Consider the following 15,124-nt stretch of genomic DNA (forward strand, 5'->3'; position numbering starts at 1 on the left):
AGCCTGATGCTCAAAAGGCATAAAAAACTAATACCCGATTTCAAGGATATAAGCGGCTGTGGCATTTCAGGCGTTATGAGCGAGGCGGGGGAGCGCTTTTCCGGCGAATTCATTATACGCTCCATCGCCAATATGCATGACCGGGGCAACGGCTTAGGCGGCGGAATTGCCGCCTATGGCGTCTATCCCCAGATGCGGGATCATTATGCGGTTCACCTGATGCTGGACGATATTAAGTCCAAAAAAGAAACTGAATCCATAATCTCAAACTGGTGCACCGTGTTTGGGGATGAGTCCATCCCCACCAAGCCCCATCCCAAGATACAGACCAGGCCGATTCTGCATCGTTATTTTGTGGATATAAAACCCGAGGTTCTTAACCGATTTAATACCGATGATGAGGATGAGGCCATGGTGGACATGGTCATGCGCATCAACCAAAACGTCACCGGCGGATTTGTGTTCTCCAGCGGCAGGAATATGGGGGTCTTTAAAGGCGTAGGCTATCCCGAAGATATCGGCGAGTTTTTCCGATTGGATGAATATGAGGGATACAGCTGGACCGCCCACAACCGTTTCCCCACCAACACCACCGGATGGTGGGGCGGGGCCCATCCCTTTTCCCTGTTGGATTGGACAGTGGTGCACAATGGAGAAATTTCCTCCTACGGCATCAATAAACGCTATCTGGCCAATTTCGGTTACAAATGCACCCTGCAGACAGATACAGAGGTGGTGGCCTATCTCTTTGACCTGTTGGTGCGCAGGCACGACCTCCCCCTGGAGACGGCCTGTCTGGCCATGGCCCCGCCTTTTTGGTCCCAGGTGGACCGCATGGACAAAAAACGCCATAAGCTGATCTCCGGACTGCGCATGGTGTACGGCGGCGCCCTGTTGAACGGCCCCTTTGCGGTTTTGGTGGGCTTCAGCGGGGGGATGGTGGGTTTTAACGACCGCACCAAGCTGCGCCCCATGGTGGCTGCCAGAAAGGGTGACATGCTCTATATCGCCAGCGAGGAAGGGGCTATTCACGAAATTTGCGACGGCCCGGAGACGGTGTGGCACGCCACCGCGGGTGTGCCGGTGATCGGCAGGCTGAAAGATCCCAAGCGCATATTGGGGGAAAAGGGCGCGGCCCGGCTGGAGGCCATGACCAAGATGATGCCGGTGGTTGATTCCCAGCCTTCCCAAGGAGGTTTGCCGGCCAGTGAAGGAGGTCTCAGTTGAGCATGAAATTGGTAAGGCCGGAGTTTAAGATCAACCGTGATCCGGCCAGATGCATACAATGCCAGGTCTGTGTGCGCCAGTGCGCAAACATGTGCCATGAATATGATGAAGAGATAGAAGCGGTGCGGGTGCATGAGGAATCCTGCGTGGGCTGTCAGCGCTGTGTCACCCTCTGTCCCACCGGCGCGCTCGAGGTGGTCAAGTCTCCTCCCAACTTTGCGCCCAAGGCCAATTGGACCTCTGAGGTGGTCCAGAACATCTATCGCCAAGCCCAGACCGGAGGCGTGCTTCTGGCTGCCATGGGCAATGATCAGCCTCATCCGGTCTACTGGGACAAGATTCTGCTCAATGCCAGCCAGGTGACCAACCCTTCCATCGACCCTCTGCGTGAGCCCATGGAGCTTTTGACCCATCTGGGGCGCAAACCGGACAAGGTGGAGGTGAATTTTGATGAAGATTCCCCCGGCCTGACCACTGAGCTGGCGCCTCAGCTGACCCTTAAGACTCCGCTTATCTTCAGCGCCATGAGCTACGGGGCCATCAGCTACAATGCCTTTACGTCTCTGGTTCATGCGGCGGACGAATGCGGCATTTACATGAACACCGGAGAGGGCGGCCTGCCTTTGGAGCTGCGCTCCCACGGCAAGAACATAATTGTGCAGGTGGCCTCCGGGCGCTTTGGCGTGGACGCCGAGTATCTGAACAGCGCCTCCGCGGTGGAAATCAAGATAGGCCAGGGGGCAAAGCCGGGCATCGGCGGCCACCTGCCCGGGGAAAAGGTGGATGAAAAGATAAGCCAGACCCGCATGATTCCCAAGGGGACCGACGCCCTGTCGCCCGCACCCCATCACGATATTTATTCCATTGAGGACTTAAGGCAGCTTATCTATTCCTTGAAAGAAGCCACCCGTTATGAAAAGCCGGTCTCGGTCAAGGTGGCCGCGGTTCATAACGTGGCGGCTATTGCCAGCGGTATTGTGCGGGCAGGTGCGGATATTGTGGCCATTGACGGTTACAAGGGCGGCACCGGCGCCGCGCCGACCATGATCAGGAACAATGTGGGCATTCCCATTGAGTTCGCCCTGGCGGCAGTGGACGACCGCCTGCGCAAGGAAGGGATAAGAAACCAGGCCTCATTGGTGGCCGCCGGCGGTTTCAGGTGTTCGGCTGATGTGGTTAAGGCCATAGCCCTGGGGGCAGACGCGGTTTATATCGGCACTTCGGCCCTTATCGCCCTGGGCTGTCACATGTGCCAGAAATGCTACACCGGAAAGTGCAACTGGGGTATAGCCACCCAGGATCCTTACCTCACCCGCCGCCTTAACCCCGAGATCGGCACCAGGCAACTGGTGAACCTGGTGAGGGGCTGGTCGCACGAGATCATGGAGATGATGGGCGGCATGGGCATCAACGCCGTTGAGAGTCTACGCGGCAACCGGGATCATTTGCGGGGCATAAACATGACCGACCGGGAGCTTGATATCTTAGGCATCAAGGCCGCCGGGGAGTAGAGCCATGAGACGCATAGTCGCCAAGGAAGAATATTGCATGAACTGTAGGCTCTGCGAGGTGCATTGCCTGGTGAGCCATTCCAAATCCAAAGACATAATCAAGGCCTTTCGTACGGAAAGGGGCAAGGTTGTGCCCAGGATAACCGTGGAGACCTCCGGGCCGGTGAGCTTTGCCGTACAGTGCAGGCACTGTGAAGACGCCTACTGCCTGGAGGCCTGCATGACCGGAGCCATAGCCCTGGACCCGGAGACCGGGCGCATAACCCACGACGCTGACCGCTGCGTGGGCTGCTGGATGTGCATAATGGTCTGCCCCAACGGGGCTCTGCGCACCAACCCGGCTCACCATGTGGTGGCGGGCTGCGACCTTTGTATTGAGACCGGCACTCCGGCCTGTGTGGAGGCCTGTCCCAATGAAGCCTTATATATCGAGGGTGACGATGAGTAATACTTCTTATGTACTGGTGGGAAACTCGGCCGCCGCAGTAGGGGCGGTGGCCGGCATACGTCAATATGATCCCCGGGGCTCTGTGACCATTATTGCCAAGGAACCGGAGCATACCTACTCGCGCCCCTTGATCAGTTATCTTTTGGCCGGAAAAGTAGATGAAAAACGCATGTACTACCGGCCCCTGGATTTCTACCGCAAGAGCCGGGTTCAGGCCCTTCTCGGCACTTTGGTGACAGAGGTTTTGCCGGACAGGAAGGTGGTGAAAACCAGTGACGGTCAGGAGGTTTTGTATGACCGCCTGCTTCTGGCCACCGGCGGCAAGCCCGTGGTCCCGCCGAACTTAAAAGGCGTGGAAACCGGTGGAGTCTTTACCTTCACCTCCTGGCAGGATGCCCGCAGGATCAAGGAATACATAGATAAATACCAGGTGCGCGATGCTGTGGTGCTGGGCGGCGGATTGATCGGCTTGAAATCGGTTGAGGCCCTCACCGCCCTGGGCATCAAGACCACAGTGCTTGAGCTGGCCGAAAGGGTGCTCAGCATCACCCTGGATCAGACCGCCTCAGATCTGGTGGCCGGGGCCTTGGAGAAAAAAGGCGTGGATCTTTTGTGCACCTCGACCGTTGAGGCGATTCACAGCAGAAGGGGCAAGGTCAGCGGGGTTACGGTGACCGGCGGTGAAAAAATAGAGTGCGGCCTGGTGCTTTTGGCTATCGGGGTTCAGCCCGACACCACCCTGGCCATGTCGGCCGGGCTTAAGGTTGACCGCGGAATTTTGGTCGATGATTATTTGAGGACCAGCGAAAAGGATATCTTTGCCGCAGGAGACGTGGCCCAGGCCATGGAGATGCTGAGCGGAGAGAAAAGGGCGGTGCCGATCTGGCCTTTGGCCTACAGGCAGGGCCTGATAGCCGGTTCCAACATGGCGGGGCACGAGATGACCTATGAGGGCAGCCTGGCCATGAACTCGGTGGAGATCTGCGGGTTGCCCACCATCAGCGCGGGTATCACCTCCCCCGAAGGTGAGGACTATGAGGTGCTCACCAAAAAGAACAAAAGGACCGGCGCCTATAAAAAGATAGTCTTCAAAGACGACCGGCTGGTGGGCTTTATCATGACCGGCGACATAGAGAGGGCCGGAATCATGACCGGGCTGATCAAGGGCCGGGTCAAGATCGGCGGGTTGAAGAAAAAACTCATGGGCGATGATTTCGGGGTGATCAATTTACCCTTTGATTACAGGGCCCAGGTGGCCGCGGGCAAGGGGGTGTACCTATGATCATTGATGCCCAGGGAGTCTACTACAAAAAGGTTAATGAACTTATCCACCAGGCCGTGGATGGTGGCGCCAAATACCTTGAGCTGGTTAATGTAAAGGGCCAGCGCTATATCGGCACCGGTTTGCCCGAAGGGGTGGAGCTGGTTATCAAGGGGGTGCCGGGAAATGATCTGGCCTGTTTTATGAACGGGGCCAGGATAAACGTACTGGGAAACGCTCAGGACGCTGTGGGAAACACCATGAACCAAGGCAAGGTGGTGATCCACGGCGTGGCCGGTGATATTGTGGGCTATGCCATGCGCGGGGGCAAGTTGTTCGTAAAAGGCGATGTGGGCTACAGGGCCGGCATTCATATGAAGGCCTTTCACGACCGTTTTCCCGTGGTGGCTATTGGCGGAGGGGCCCAGGATTATCTTGGCGAATATATGGCCGGCGGGGTTTTGGTGGTCTTTAATCTGAACGACCTGACAAGCCCGGTCGGCAGCTTCACCGGCACCGGCATGCACGGCGGAATGATCTATGTCCGGGGCAAGGTGGAGGATTATCAGGTGGGGGCTGAAGTGGGGTTCGCTCCCCTAAGCCTTGAAGAATGGTCTTTTGTGGAAAAGCTTTATCAGGAGTTCACCAAGGATCTGGGGCTTAAGGAGAGACCGCTTAAAAAGCAGGAGTTCACCAAACTCTACCCCAAGAGCGCCAGACCCTACGGCAATCTATACGCTTATTGATTTTCTAAAAAATTAATTTTTTTGAATATTTGTGCAGCAATCTTACCATATGGTAGGATTGCTGCACGTACATGTTAATCCTGTTTGAAAAAGGTGATGAAAGGCAAGATGTCTGAAAAGTCCATTGAGCAGCCGAAGGTCAGGCGGGAGGTGTATGAACTCTCGCTTTTGTTTGAGATAAGCCAGACCCTGGATCACAGCATGGATCTGGGCCAGGTCATGGATTCCATCTCCGACGCCATGGCTGAGCATATGGGGTTGTTGCGGGGCACCATAACCCTGTTCAACCGCGATACAGGCGAGATTATGATCGAAGCGGCCCACGGCATGAGTGCCAAGCAGCGCCAAAAGGGACGTTACCGCCTGGGCGAGGGGGTCACCGGCCAGGTGGTTCAGACCGGTAAGCCGGCTGTTATCCCCCATATTCATCAGCATCCCCAGTTTTTGGACCGCACCGGGGCCAGGCACGGCCTTAAAAAAGACATCTCCTTTATCTGTGTGCCGATCAAGATCGCCGATGAAGTGGTGGGCTCTTTGAGTGCGGACCGGCTTTTCACCAGCCACGAGTCTTTACAGGAAGATTTGAGACTGCTTTCGGTGATTGCCCACATGATCGCCCAGTCGGTTCGCATGCGCCAACAGGCCCTGGAAGAGCAGGAACAGCTCAGGGAAGAAAACAAAAGGTTGCAAAACAGCCTTAAGGACCGTTTTCGGCCTTCCAATATAATAGGTTCTTCCAAGGCCATGCAAAATGTCTATGACATGATTTTTCAGGTGAGCCAGAGCAACACCACTGTCTTGATCAGAGGCGAGAGCGGCACCGGCAAGGAGCTGGTGGCCAGCGCCATTCATTACAACAGCATGCGGGCCAAGATGCCCTTTGTTAAAGTGAACTGCGCGGCCCTGCCCGAAACCGTGATTGAGAGTGAACTTTTCGGCCATGAAAAAGGGGCCTTTACCGGAGCCTTGAACCAGAGAAAAGGGCGCTTTGAGATAGCCCACGGGGGCACCATTTTTCTCGACGAAATAGGCGATCTTTCTCCCACCACCCAGGTGAAGCTCTTAAGGGTCTTGCAGGAAAGGGAGTTTGAAAGGGTCGGCGGAAACCAGACCTTGAAATGCGATGTAAGGGTTCTGGCCGCCACTAACCGCGACCTGGAAAGCCTGATAAAAAGCGGCTCTTTTCGCCAGGATCTCTACTACAGGCTCAATGTCTTTCCCATCCATGTACCGCCTCTGCGGGACCGCTCAACGGATATTCTGCTTCTGGCCAACGCCTTTGCCGAAAAATACAGCCAGATGAGCCACAAGAGGATCAAACGCATCTCCACGCCCGCCATTGACATGCTCATGAGCTACCATTGGCCAGGTAATGTCAGGGAGCTGGAGAATTGTATTGAGCGTGCCGTTTTATTAAGTGATAATGAAGTAATACACGGTCATAATTTACCCCCCACCTTGCAGACCGCAGAGTCCAGCGGTACGGTTTTCAAGGGAACCTTGCCGGAAACCCTTAAATCCCTGGAACGGGAGTTGATTATAGAGGCCCTTAAAAACTCAAAAGGCAACCGGGCCAGGGCGGCCAGGGCCCTGGGCATCAGCGAAAGGCTGATGGGCCTCAGGGTGAAATCCTATGGAATAGACCCCAAACGCTTCAAGGCAAAGGCCTGAATCACACTGTTTCAGATATGTTTGTTTCCTACCTTTTGGTATGAAAGAGGTACCCTTTCCTACCTGTTGGTAGTTTGTATTCAGATAGGAAACACTAGGATATTTTTAGTGTTTGCCTAATAAAAATAAGTAGATAGAATATTTGATCTGTTTTGGCACGCAGCTTGCTTTGTTTTTGGGCTAAATGATTGGGATAACGAATTCCGCGCTTGGCAGGGATAAGAAAACCAGACCCTGTCGGCGCGGCAGATTTTTAAATACGGATTTTTTAAGGAGGTAACCAGATATGCCGGCCATGGACAAAGAGGCAGTCCTCAAGGCGGTTAGGGACAACAACATCAAGTTCGTGCGTTTATGGTTCACGGACATCCTGGGCGTGCTCAAGAGCTTTGCCGTAACTCCGTCTGAGTTGGAGACTGCCCTTGAAGAGGGTATGGGATTTGACGGCTCTTCCATTGAAGGCTTCTGCCGCATTGAAGAGAGCGATATGATCGCCATGCCCGATCCCTCCACCTTTACCATGCTGCCTTGGAGGACCAAGGAAAGCGGTGGGGTGGCCCGCATGTTCACAGATGTCCAGACTCCGGACGGCAAGCCTTATGCCGGAGACCCCCGCTGGGTGCTGAGGCGCAATCTGCAAAAGGCCGCCGACATGGGTTACACCATGTATGTGGGTCCCGAATTGGAGTATTTCTATTTCAAGGATTCCAAGTCCACCGAGCCCCTGGACCAGGGCGGATATTTTGACTTGACTCCCCTGGATGTGGCCAGCGACCTGAGGCGGGACACCATTTTTGCCCTGGAATCCATGGGAATCGACGTGGAATACAGCCACCACGAGGTGGCCCCCAGTCAGCACGAAATCGACCTGCGGTTTAAAGACGCCCTGCAGATGGCTGACGCGGCCATGACCTACCGCTTGACGGTCAAGGAAGTGGCCATGCAGCACGGTGTCTATGCCACCTTTATGCCCAAACCCATCTTCGGGGAAAACGGCAGCGGCATGCACGTGCACCAGTCCCTGTTCAACGGTGATAAAAACGTCTTTTTCGACGGCAATGACATGTACAACCTCTCCAAAGAGGGCAAGTCTTATATCGCGGGCCTGTTGAAGCACGCCCCGGAGATCACCTCCCTGGTGGCCCAGTGGGTGAACTCCTATAAGCGCCTGGTTCCCGGTTACGAAGCTCCGGTCTATGTGGCCTGGGCCCGCCGCAACCGCTCCAGCCTGGTTAGGGTGCCCATGTACAAGCCTGGTAAGGAAAAGGCCACCCGTTGCGAGTTCCGTTGCCCGGACCCGGCCTGCAACCCCTACCTGGCCTTTGCCGCCATGCTGGCCGCCGGCCTGAAGGGTCTTAAAGAGGGTTATGAGATGCCGGATCCGGTGGAAGACGACATCTTTGAAATGAACACCCAGATGAGGGACGAGAGAGGCATTACCTCCCTGCCCGGCAGCCTGGGAGAAGCTATTGAAGTTACCGCTCAGAGCGAATTGGTGAAAGAATGCTTGGGTGACCACGTATTCAACCAGTTCATCAACAATAAAAGGGTTGAGTGGGACCAGTATCGGGTGCATGTCTCCCAGTTTGAGCTTGACCGATACCTGCCGATTCTCTAATCGATCTTAACAGCGTTTCGTTGCCTGCTGACCGGTCGCTCTTTTTTAAAAAGGGCGGCCGGTTTTTTTTAAACCGGTTTAAAACACCCGCCGTAAGAAGGGCGGCATTTGGGCGCGCTCATGGTTCGCTTATTTTGCCGCCCTTAAACCATCCTTCCTTTTTTACCTATTTGTTTTCGAATTCTCACGCCGACCGCTTTGGCATGCCAAAACCAGCCGGATGCGCTAAAATACGTTCCTTTAATCAGGAATATTCGACTTGGCCGTCATAGGCGGATCAGGCGTATCTGACCGGTAAAGGGACTTGGCTTGCCGCTCTTGCCGGTTCTCGGGATAAAGGGGCAAAAATAATGCCCGTCTTAAAAAGGAGTTGCCATGTCCACGCCCACCGGTGATTTCGCGCCCGGCGATCCCATTTTCCTGGTGGACCAAAGGGACCGCCAGTATTTGGAACTTGCCCCTCTGCCGGATAAGAAGCTGAAGCTCAGAGACGAGTACATACCTTACGAAAGGGTGATGGAGCTGCACGACGGAGACCTTTTGATATCCCCCATCGGCAGGCGTTATCTGGTATTCAAACCCACCATGCGCGAGGTTGTTTTTAACATGCCCCGGCAGGCCCAGATTATTTATCCCAAGGACATCGGGGCCATACTTATGTGGGGTGATGTTTTTGCCGGGCAGTCGGTTCTGGAGGTGGGTTGTGGCCACGGGGCTATGACCATGAGCCTTTTGCGCTGTCTGGGCCCCACCGGAAGCTTAGTCACCTGTGACTTAAGGCGCGACCATTTAAACCGTACCAAAAAAAACATAGTGAAGTATCTGGGCGAGTCTTATCTGGAGAGCTGGACCCCGGTCTGGGGCAACCCTTCCGAAGGGGTGTTGGACCAATACAAGGTTGAGAGGATCATAACCGACATACCCGAGCCCTGGGAGATCCTGGAGGTTGCGGCCAAGGCGTTGAAGCCGGGCGGGGTGTGGACGGTATATGTGCCGACTGTGACCCAGATGACCAAGATCATGGAGGCCATGAACGGCACGCCGGATTTTTGCCTGGTGGACAGTTTTGAGCTGCTGCAAAGGCACTGGCATGTCAAACTGCCTTCAGTCCGGCCTGCCCACACCATGAAGGCCCACACCGGTTTTATCATCACCTGCCGCAGGCGCTGGCGCAAGCTTGAGTCCCAGGACCAGGCGGAGTAAAACAGTATAAAACCGCGAAAATTGGCAGGCTGTCTGCATACAGCCTGCCGGGTGCATCATGGCGCACCCGGTTATTTCGAAGGGCATCGGCAGATAGGGCCGACGCCTTGAGCCTTTTAGGGACAAGCACCGTAAAACGGCAAGGCCTGAAAAGGCCGGGAGCAAGGGTCTTCATTTTCATAGGCGGGGTTCAACCCAAAAAAACCAAGCTGGATGACAACCCCAGGACCTGCCCGGTCTGCGGGCTGCCGTCCGCCCGTTTAAAAAGGCTGGATAATTATTTGAGTTTGTTTTTTATTCCAGTGATCCCCCTTAAAAAAGGGGATGTTTTTCTGGAGTGCGAACGTTGCGGGGGTGTTTTCAGCCCGGATGGAGAGCGCCTGGGAGCCCGGCCCGGCCAGGGCGGCCTGCCGAAATGCCCCAACTGCGGCACAAGCTTGCAAAACGAATTTGAATACTGCCCCAAATGCGGACGAAAGGTATAGCAATTGGGCCAAAGACAAGCCGACACCCTGGCTTTTAAGGCCAAATGGACTTGGCCAGGACCAGGGGCTTTGGAATCAGGGCTTTGGGTTTCTTTGGAAAAAGGCCGCGTAAAGGGGCTTGTCAGGGAGCCTGAGCCCGGAGTGCCGAGGCTGGATCTGGGAGAGGGAATTCTGCTCCCCGGCCTGGTCAATGCCCATTGCCATTTGGAGCTCTCCTTTATGGCAGGCATGATCCCCCCTCAAGGTGATTTTGTGGGCTGGATGGAGAGCCTGGTCAACCTGCGCCCCAACCATGGACCCGAGGCAATACTGGAAGCGGCTTACGAGGCCGCTTGTTTCATGGCCCAAAACGGGGTGGCCCTGGTGGGGGATATAACCAACACCGGGCGGGTGCAGGAGATCTTCAGGCAGGCCGGCCTTTCCCAGGTTAGCTTTTTCGAGGCCTTGGGCAGCACCAAGGCCGAACCGCCCCGGCCTGATTTATCCTGGAACGGAAATCTCGTAAGCGCTCAGGCGGTGGCGGCCCATTCCCCCTATTCCGTGCCCGCCTCCCGGCTCAGACGCCTTAAATCCAAGGCCGGTTCAACCCCCTTTGCCATCCATCTGGCCGAGTCTGAGGCAGAGACCCAGTACCTGTCGGGCAATGGGCCTTTGGGTGAGCGCATGGATGCCTTTTTACTGCAAAGAGGAGTGATCAGGGAGGATCTGGAGATAAAGAGCCCAACTCCCCTGACCCATGTCTTGAGCCTGGGGCTTTTGGATAAAAACACCCTTTTGGTTCACGGAGTGCAGCTCAATCGGGAGGAGATAAAGAACCTGGCCTCAACCGGCGCGTCCTTGTGCGTCTGCCCCCGCTCAAACCTGGGCCTGACCGGGAGCATGGCCCTGGTCCCGGCCTTGCTTGAGGCCGGGGTTAACCTGGCCCTGGGAACGGATTCCCTTAGCTCCACCCCGGATCTTTGCCTGTGGTCTGAGATGAAAAGCCTTATGCAGTATTACCCCGGCCTCAAGCCGGAGAGTGTTTTGACCATGGCCACCCTGGGCGGAGCCAGGGCCCTGGGTCTGGCTGACCACTTTGGCAGCCTTGCCCCGGGCAAGGTCGGGGAGATGGCCTTTGTGCCCCTTTCCAAGGGCCTGGCCAGAGACGAGGTGCTTAAGGCTCTTGTTTGGGGAGAGCATGAAGGCCCGCCTCAGGCGGTGGGCGGGAAATTGCCTGTTTAAGAAGAGAGAATCGATCTGCTGAAAAAAGAGCCCCGCTCGCTAAATGCAGGGCTCTTTTTTTGTTGCGTTCGCTTTGGTTCTGAAAAGCGTTTTAACGCCCGATCAGTTTATCAGATCTCCTACGCGCCCGAGGCGAACCCCAAAGGTGTGGCCTTCCCAGGACCAGTAGATAATAAAGGCCTTGCCCAGGATGTCTTCCTTGGGCACAAACCCGCCTCTGCGATTGAACCAAAAGCGGGAGTCATAAGACTGGTCCCGGTTGTCACCCATTACAAAGTATTTGTTCTGAGGCACCTTTACCGGGCCGAAATCATCCCTGGTGGGATTGATGGTGCGGTCTGTGAAATGGCCCCAGGGGTCTTTGACGGGCTTGCCGTTTATGTAAACCGTTTTGCCCTTGACCTGGACTATCTCGCCGGGCAGGCCCATGATGCGTTTGATAAAGTCCTTGTCCTTGTCCTCGGGGAAGCGGAAAACCACCACATCCCCCCTTTGCGGCTCTCCCATGGGGATGAGAACCTTGTCGGTAAAGGGGTTTTTAAAGCCATAGGAAGACTTGCTCACCAGGAGGTGGTCTCCGATAAGCAAGGTGGGGATCATGGAACCTGAAGGTATCTTAAAGGCTTGCACACCCCAGGTGCGGATGAGAAGCGCCAGGACCACAGCCCATAAAATGGCTTCCAGGTATTCGCGCCAGGCCGGCTTTTTGGGCTTATCCTTGCGCCGGTTGAACATGGGGTCTCTCCTGAAAAAAGTTGGTCAATAATAAAACACTGGGCGAAATCATACCCATCCAGAGGCCCCGTGTAAAGCGGGCCTTTAGCTCGCGACCCCGGCTATTTGCTTTTAGTGGTTAAAAAAGCGCCGGTTCAAGGTGCGGCGCTTATAAGAAGAATAAATTGATCTGATGAAAAAACCTAAGAGTCTGAAATCTGCGATGTTTGGTCGGAGAATAAAGACCAAGCGTCTTATCCCCTTTATTTGAGAGCGGCATCAGGCAGCCTTTATTTTTTGTTGCCGGTCCATTGACTAAGGTCTTTTTTATTTCATGGTTATCTGGCCAGGTAGTCTCAGAAGACTAAAACGACTTTTCTTTCCGGGTTTGCCTTAGAAAAACCAAAAGGGCTCCGGTTCCCAAGAACCACGGCCGGTCAAATATCCGGTCCGGTTACCGGTAAGTGCCTAACAATTCAGGTCTGGGTCTCTTGAATGCGGTTTAAAAGATCCCTGGCCGGAGTCATGGACGGCTCTCGGGTGAGGCAATCTTTCAGGAGTTGACTGGCTCTGTATACCTCACCATTTCGCAGGTGGATCACAGCCAGATTAAAGCCTGCCCCTGTGAGATTCGGGTCCAGGGAAAGAGCTTTCTCGTAGAGGTTGACGGCCCGGCAGGTGTCTCCGGCTGTGGCCAGTTCAAAGGCCTGATCGCAGATTTGTTTTGGGTCGGGGCATCCAGATGAAAGATTCCGACTGCTTATGAATTCACGGGGCCAGTCCCAGTCAGGATGCTCTTTCGCTGCCATTTGGGCCATCTCAAAGGCGGTTTTTGGGGAGCCCTTTTCCAGAGTCAGCTCTGCAGTCATCTGGGCGGTGGCTTGGGCCTCTTTCGGACTGATCAAATGGCTGTAAAGGGTAAGCGCCTGATCCTTTTGATTCAGATTGGCCAGGGCCGCGCACCAGCAGGCTGAGACCACATACTTAAGCCCCAGGGAGTTGACCTCCAAGGGCCCCAGGCTTTGGGGAGCCTGTTCCAGCTTTTTGTGCAGCACAAAGAAGTTTCTGGCCGCCACATCCACTTTTTGCCACTGGCTAAGCCCTAAAAAGGCCCGGGCCAGAAACATGTGAGGATCAGGATGATTCGGCACCAGTTGCGACCATTCAATTCCCTTTTGCACCACTTTTTCATGCCGCTCCAATTGGCTCAGGCCCTGGAGCAGGGGAAGATAAAGCCTGGAAAGGCTGTGCTGGTCAATTTTTTGACTATAGGCCAGCTCCAGGCCTTTAGCGGCCTGTTCAATCGCTTCTTCCAGGGTGTCGGGCTGGGCCACCAGGGTCTGGGCCAGATAATATCTGGCCTCGTAGTCCTCCGGGCTTTCCTGAACCCAGGCCTGCATCATCGGCACGCGGCGGGCCTGCTTGGCTTTTAAGGTGCTGTTGTCTCCTGAATAACCATAGTGAAAAAGCACCAGCCGACTTTGACCGATTCTGCCCGGGATTTCCACCTGGTTATGGACTTTCCGATAATAACGGGCGTTTATGCGGTTCCGGAACAGCCTGGGCCACTGAAATATCGTTTTTTCGCCATTGGTGAATAGGTTTTGGATCTCCACCATGTAGCCGTTATAGCGTTTGTCTGCCATGAGGGCGGGAAGCTCGATCGCTGTGGCCTGATCCAAGGCCTCGTCTGCATCCAGTTGAAGCACCCAGTCACAGGTGGCGTAAGCAAGGGCCTGGTTTCTGTGCAGGGAAAAATCATTCTGCCATGGGTGGTGGTAGACCCTGGACCCGTAGGCCTCGGCTATTTCAACCGTACGGTCTGTGGACCCGGTGTCGACCAGGATGATCTCATCCACATAGGCCCGGGCTGAATCAAGCGCCCTGGGCAGGTCTTTTTCTTCGTTTTTGGCGATCACTACAAGGCTGAGGCCGGGTTTGGCCCGTCCGGTTTGCCGCCTTTTTTTATTTCCTTTTTTCCGACGTTTGCTTTTCGGCATAACAATAACCCGTTACTTGGGGGTTCAGGAAGAAGAGACATAACCCAGTCTGCGTAGTATGTCTCCGTATTTTTCCAGAGCATAGGTCTGGGCATGGGCGGGCAGGTCTTTTCGGAAGCGGCCCAGGGAGCCTCTTTTAAATTTATGGCTAAGCAGCTCTGACTCCCATTTAAGCCCCAGGAAAGTAATCAGCCTGCGCAAAACCAGTTCCGGCGAAAGGATGAGGTCTTCATAGCGTATGGTTATGTGAGTGGGTTCCGGCAGCCGGGATACCTGGTCCATGCTAGCGGTAAGGCGTTTGGCCCACCAGTCCAGGGCTTCGCAAGGGTCGTTTGGACCCCAGGGTTCGTCCATGAGAGAGCAGGCCACATCCCGACCGTCTCTCACTATGTTTATCAGACGCAGATTGCCGAAACAGCGTGCTATGAATCCGGCCATCAGTGCGTTATCCGGGGTTTTCTCCACCCAAAGGGGTTTGTTTAACGTAGCGGCAAAGCGGACAAAGAGCTCTGAAACCATGTGACCGTAGACCTCAAAGACTTCCTGTTCCAAGATTCCGGGTCTAAGCCCGTCCAGCTGTCCCAGGGCCTGTTCAACCCATTGGGGTTCAGCGAACTTGAAAAGGCCTCTCTTGCCGGCCTCCGGGTCTTTCCCCCAGGAAATCCGATAAGCATAGAGCTTGGCCCACACTTCCTTGATGGTTTTAATACCTTCTTGCCGTCGGACCGGATTTGCCCAGGAAAGTTCTTTTAAAATTTCGGGTAAAAAGACCAGAGACATAAGTTTGGTCTCTTCCGGTATTTTAGCCATCAGGTGGTGAAGCCCCAATACACTTTGCAAAAGTGACGTACCGCTACGACCGGTGCCGCCTATGAATATGGCCGGCCCTTGCTGCGCATAAACAGTCGGTCGGGGTGAGTATTGGGTATTTTGACTGGCAATCATTTTGATCCCTTTGAATAGGATTTTAGGGGCTTACTTTTTCAATTAAGAGTAAAAGCAAATACAGTGCCAGATTG

General features: G+C 54.8%; 13 protein-coding genes. 10 read left to right on the forward strand and 3 right to left on the reverse strand.

Annotation, left to right across the window (positions count from 1 at the left end; all coding sequences use genetic code 11):
- The first annotated feature begins 6 nt into the window (after positions 1–6).
- The 10 genes from X474_RS12045 to X474_RS12090 all read left to right on the forward strand — a co-directional run bounded on the left by X474_RS12045 (position 7) and on the right by X474_RS12090 (position 11,391).
- Positions 7–1,227: a class II glutamine amidotransferase gene (locus tag X474_RS12045; protein ID WP_082464324.1), complete on the forward strand. Its 1,221-nt coding sequence runs from the start codon at positions 7–9 to the stop codon at positions 1,225–1,227.
- Complete coding sequence (locus tag X474_RS12050; RefSeq protein ID WP_044349185.1) at positions 1,224–2,738, forward strand: glutamate synthase-related protein; 1,515 nt, start codon at positions 1,224–1,226, stop codon at positions 2,736–2,738. The genes X474_RS12045 and X474_RS12050 overlap by 4 nt, the downstream gene beginning before the upstream one ends.
- 4 nt (positions 2,739–2,742) lie before the next feature.
- Positions 2,743–3,186: a 4Fe-4S dicluster domain-containing protein gene (locus X474_RS12055; RefSeq protein WP_044349187.1), complete on the forward strand. Its 444-nt coding sequence runs from the start codon at positions 2,743–2,745 to the stop codon at positions 3,184–3,186.
- Positions 3,179–4,468 carry an NAD(P)/FAD-dependent oxidoreductase gene (locus X474_RS12060; protein ID WP_044349189.1) on the forward strand — a complete coding sequence of 430 codons (1,290 nt, stop codon included), beginning with the start codon at positions 3,179–3,181 and terminating at the stop codon, positions 4,466–4,468. The genes X474_RS12055 and X474_RS12060 overlap by 8 nt, the downstream gene beginning before the upstream one ends.
- Positions 4,465–5,193: a GltB/FmdC/FwdC-like GXGXG domain-containing protein gene (locus X474_RS12065; RefSeq protein WP_044349191.1), complete on the forward strand. Its 729-nt coding sequence runs from the start codon at positions 4,465–4,467 to the stop codon at positions 5,191–5,193. The genes X474_RS12060 and X474_RS12065 overlap by 4 nt, the downstream gene beginning before the upstream one ends.
- Before the next feature lie 108 nt (positions 5,194–5,301).
- The gene (gene nifA / locus X474_RS12070) at positions 5,302–6,864 is read left to right on the forward strand and encodes a nif-specific transcriptional activator NifA (protein WP_044349279.1); all 1,563 of its coding nucleotides are present in this window, start codon (positions 5,302–5,304) and stop codon (positions 6,862–6,864) included.
- 286 nt (positions 6,865–7,150) lie between these two features.
- Positions 7,151–8,482 (forward strand): glutamine synthetase family protein, encoded by a 1,332-nt coding sequence (locus tag X474_RS12075; protein ID WP_044349193.1) that lies wholly within the window; start codon positions 7,151–7,153, stop codon positions 8,480–8,482.
- A 375-nt stretch (positions 8,483–8,857) separates the two neighbouring features.
- On the forward strand, positions 8,858–9,685 hold the full coding sequence (locus X474_RS12080; RefSeq protein ID WP_044349195.1) for a tRNA (adenine-N1)-methyltransferase: 828 nt from the start codon (positions 8,858–8,860) through the stop codon (positions 9,683–9,685).
- A gap of 107 nt (positions 9,686–9,792) precedes the next feature.
- Positions 9,793–10,170: a zinc ribbon domain-containing protein gene (locus X474_RS12085; RefSeq protein ID WP_052515139.1), complete on the forward strand. Its 378-nt coding sequence runs from the start codon at positions 9,793–9,795 to the stop codon at positions 10,168–10,170.
- Positions 10,171–10,173: 3 nt separating this feature from the next.
- Positions 10,174–11,391 carry an amidohydrolase family protein gene (locus X474_RS12090; protein WP_044349197.1) on the forward strand — a complete coding sequence of 406 codons (1,218 nt, stop codon included), beginning with the start codon at positions 10,174–10,176 and terminating at the stop codon, positions 11,389–11,391.
- A 102-nt stretch (positions 11,392–11,493) separates the two neighbouring features.
- Here X474_RS12090 and lepB read toward each other — a convergent pair whose 3' ends face one another.
- From lepB to X474_RS12105, 3 genes are all read right to left on the reverse strand, one after another.
- Positions 11,494–12,126: a signal peptidase I gene (lepB, locus tag X474_RS12095; protein ID WP_044349199.1), complete on the reverse strand. Its 633-nt coding sequence runs from the start codon at positions 12,124–12,126 to the stop codon at positions 11,494–11,496.
- Positions 12,127–12,581: 455 nt separating this feature from the next.
- A complete protein-coding gene (locus tag X474_RS12100) occupies positions 12,582–14,105 on the reverse strand; it encodes a tetratricopeptide repeat-containing glycosyltransferase family 2 protein (protein ID WP_052515140.1) in 1,524 nt (507 codons plus the stop codon).
- A gap of 24 nt (positions 14,106–14,129) precedes the next feature.
- The gene (locus tag X474_RS12105) at positions 14,130–15,050 is read right to left on the reverse strand and encodes a sulfotransferase family protein (protein ID WP_082464327.1); all 921 of its coding nucleotides are present in this window, start codon (positions 15,048–15,050) and stop codon (positions 14,130–14,132) included.
- Positions 15,051–15,124 lie beyond the last annotated feature (74 nt).

Source organism: Dethiosulfatarculus sandiegensis (assembly GCF_000931935.2).
Classification (GTDB): domain Bacteria; phylum Desulfobacterota; class Desulfarculia; order Desulfarculales; family Desulfarculaceae; genus Dethiosulfatarculus; species Dethiosulfatarculus sandiegensis.

Coding starts and splice junctions, on each gene's coding strand:
- nifA (WP_044349279.1), top strand. CDS start 5,302: ATGTCTGAAAAGTCCATTGAGCAGCCGAAGGTCAGGCGGGAGGTGTAT.
- X474_RS12100 (WP_052515140.1), bottom strand. CDS start 14,105: ATGCCGAAAAGCAAACGTCGGAAAAAAGGAAATAAAAAAAGGCGGCAA.
- X474_RS12065 (WP_044349191.1), top strand. CDS start 4,465: ATGATCATTGATGCCCAGGGAGTCTACTACAAAAAGGTTAATGAACTT.
- X474_RS12055 (WP_044349187.1), top strand. CDS start 2,743: ATGAGACGCATAGTCGCCAAGGAAGAATATTGCATGAACTGTAGGCTC.
- X474_RS12105 (WP_082464327.1), bottom strand. CDS start 15,050: ATGATTGCCAGTCAAAATACCCAATACTCACCCCGACCGACTGTTTAT.
- X474_RS12080 (WP_044349195.1), top strand. CDS start 8,858: ATGTCCACGCCCACCGGTGATTTCGCGCCCGGCGATCCCATTTTCCTG.
- X474_RS12060 (WP_044349189.1), top strand. CDS start 3,179: ATGAGTAATACTTCTTATGTACTGGTGGGAAACTCGGCCGCCGCAGTA.
- X474_RS12045 (WP_082464324.1), top strand. CDS start 7: ATGCTCAAAAGGCATAAAAAACTAATACCCGATTTCAAGGATATAAGC.
- X474_RS12075 (WP_044349193.1), top strand. CDS start 7,151: ATGCCGGCCATGGACAAAGAGGCAGTCCTCAAGGCGGTTAGGGACAAC.
- lepB (WP_044349199.1), bottom strand. CDS start 12,126: ATGTTCAACCGGCGCAAGGATAAGCCCAAAAAGCCGGCCTGGCGCGAA.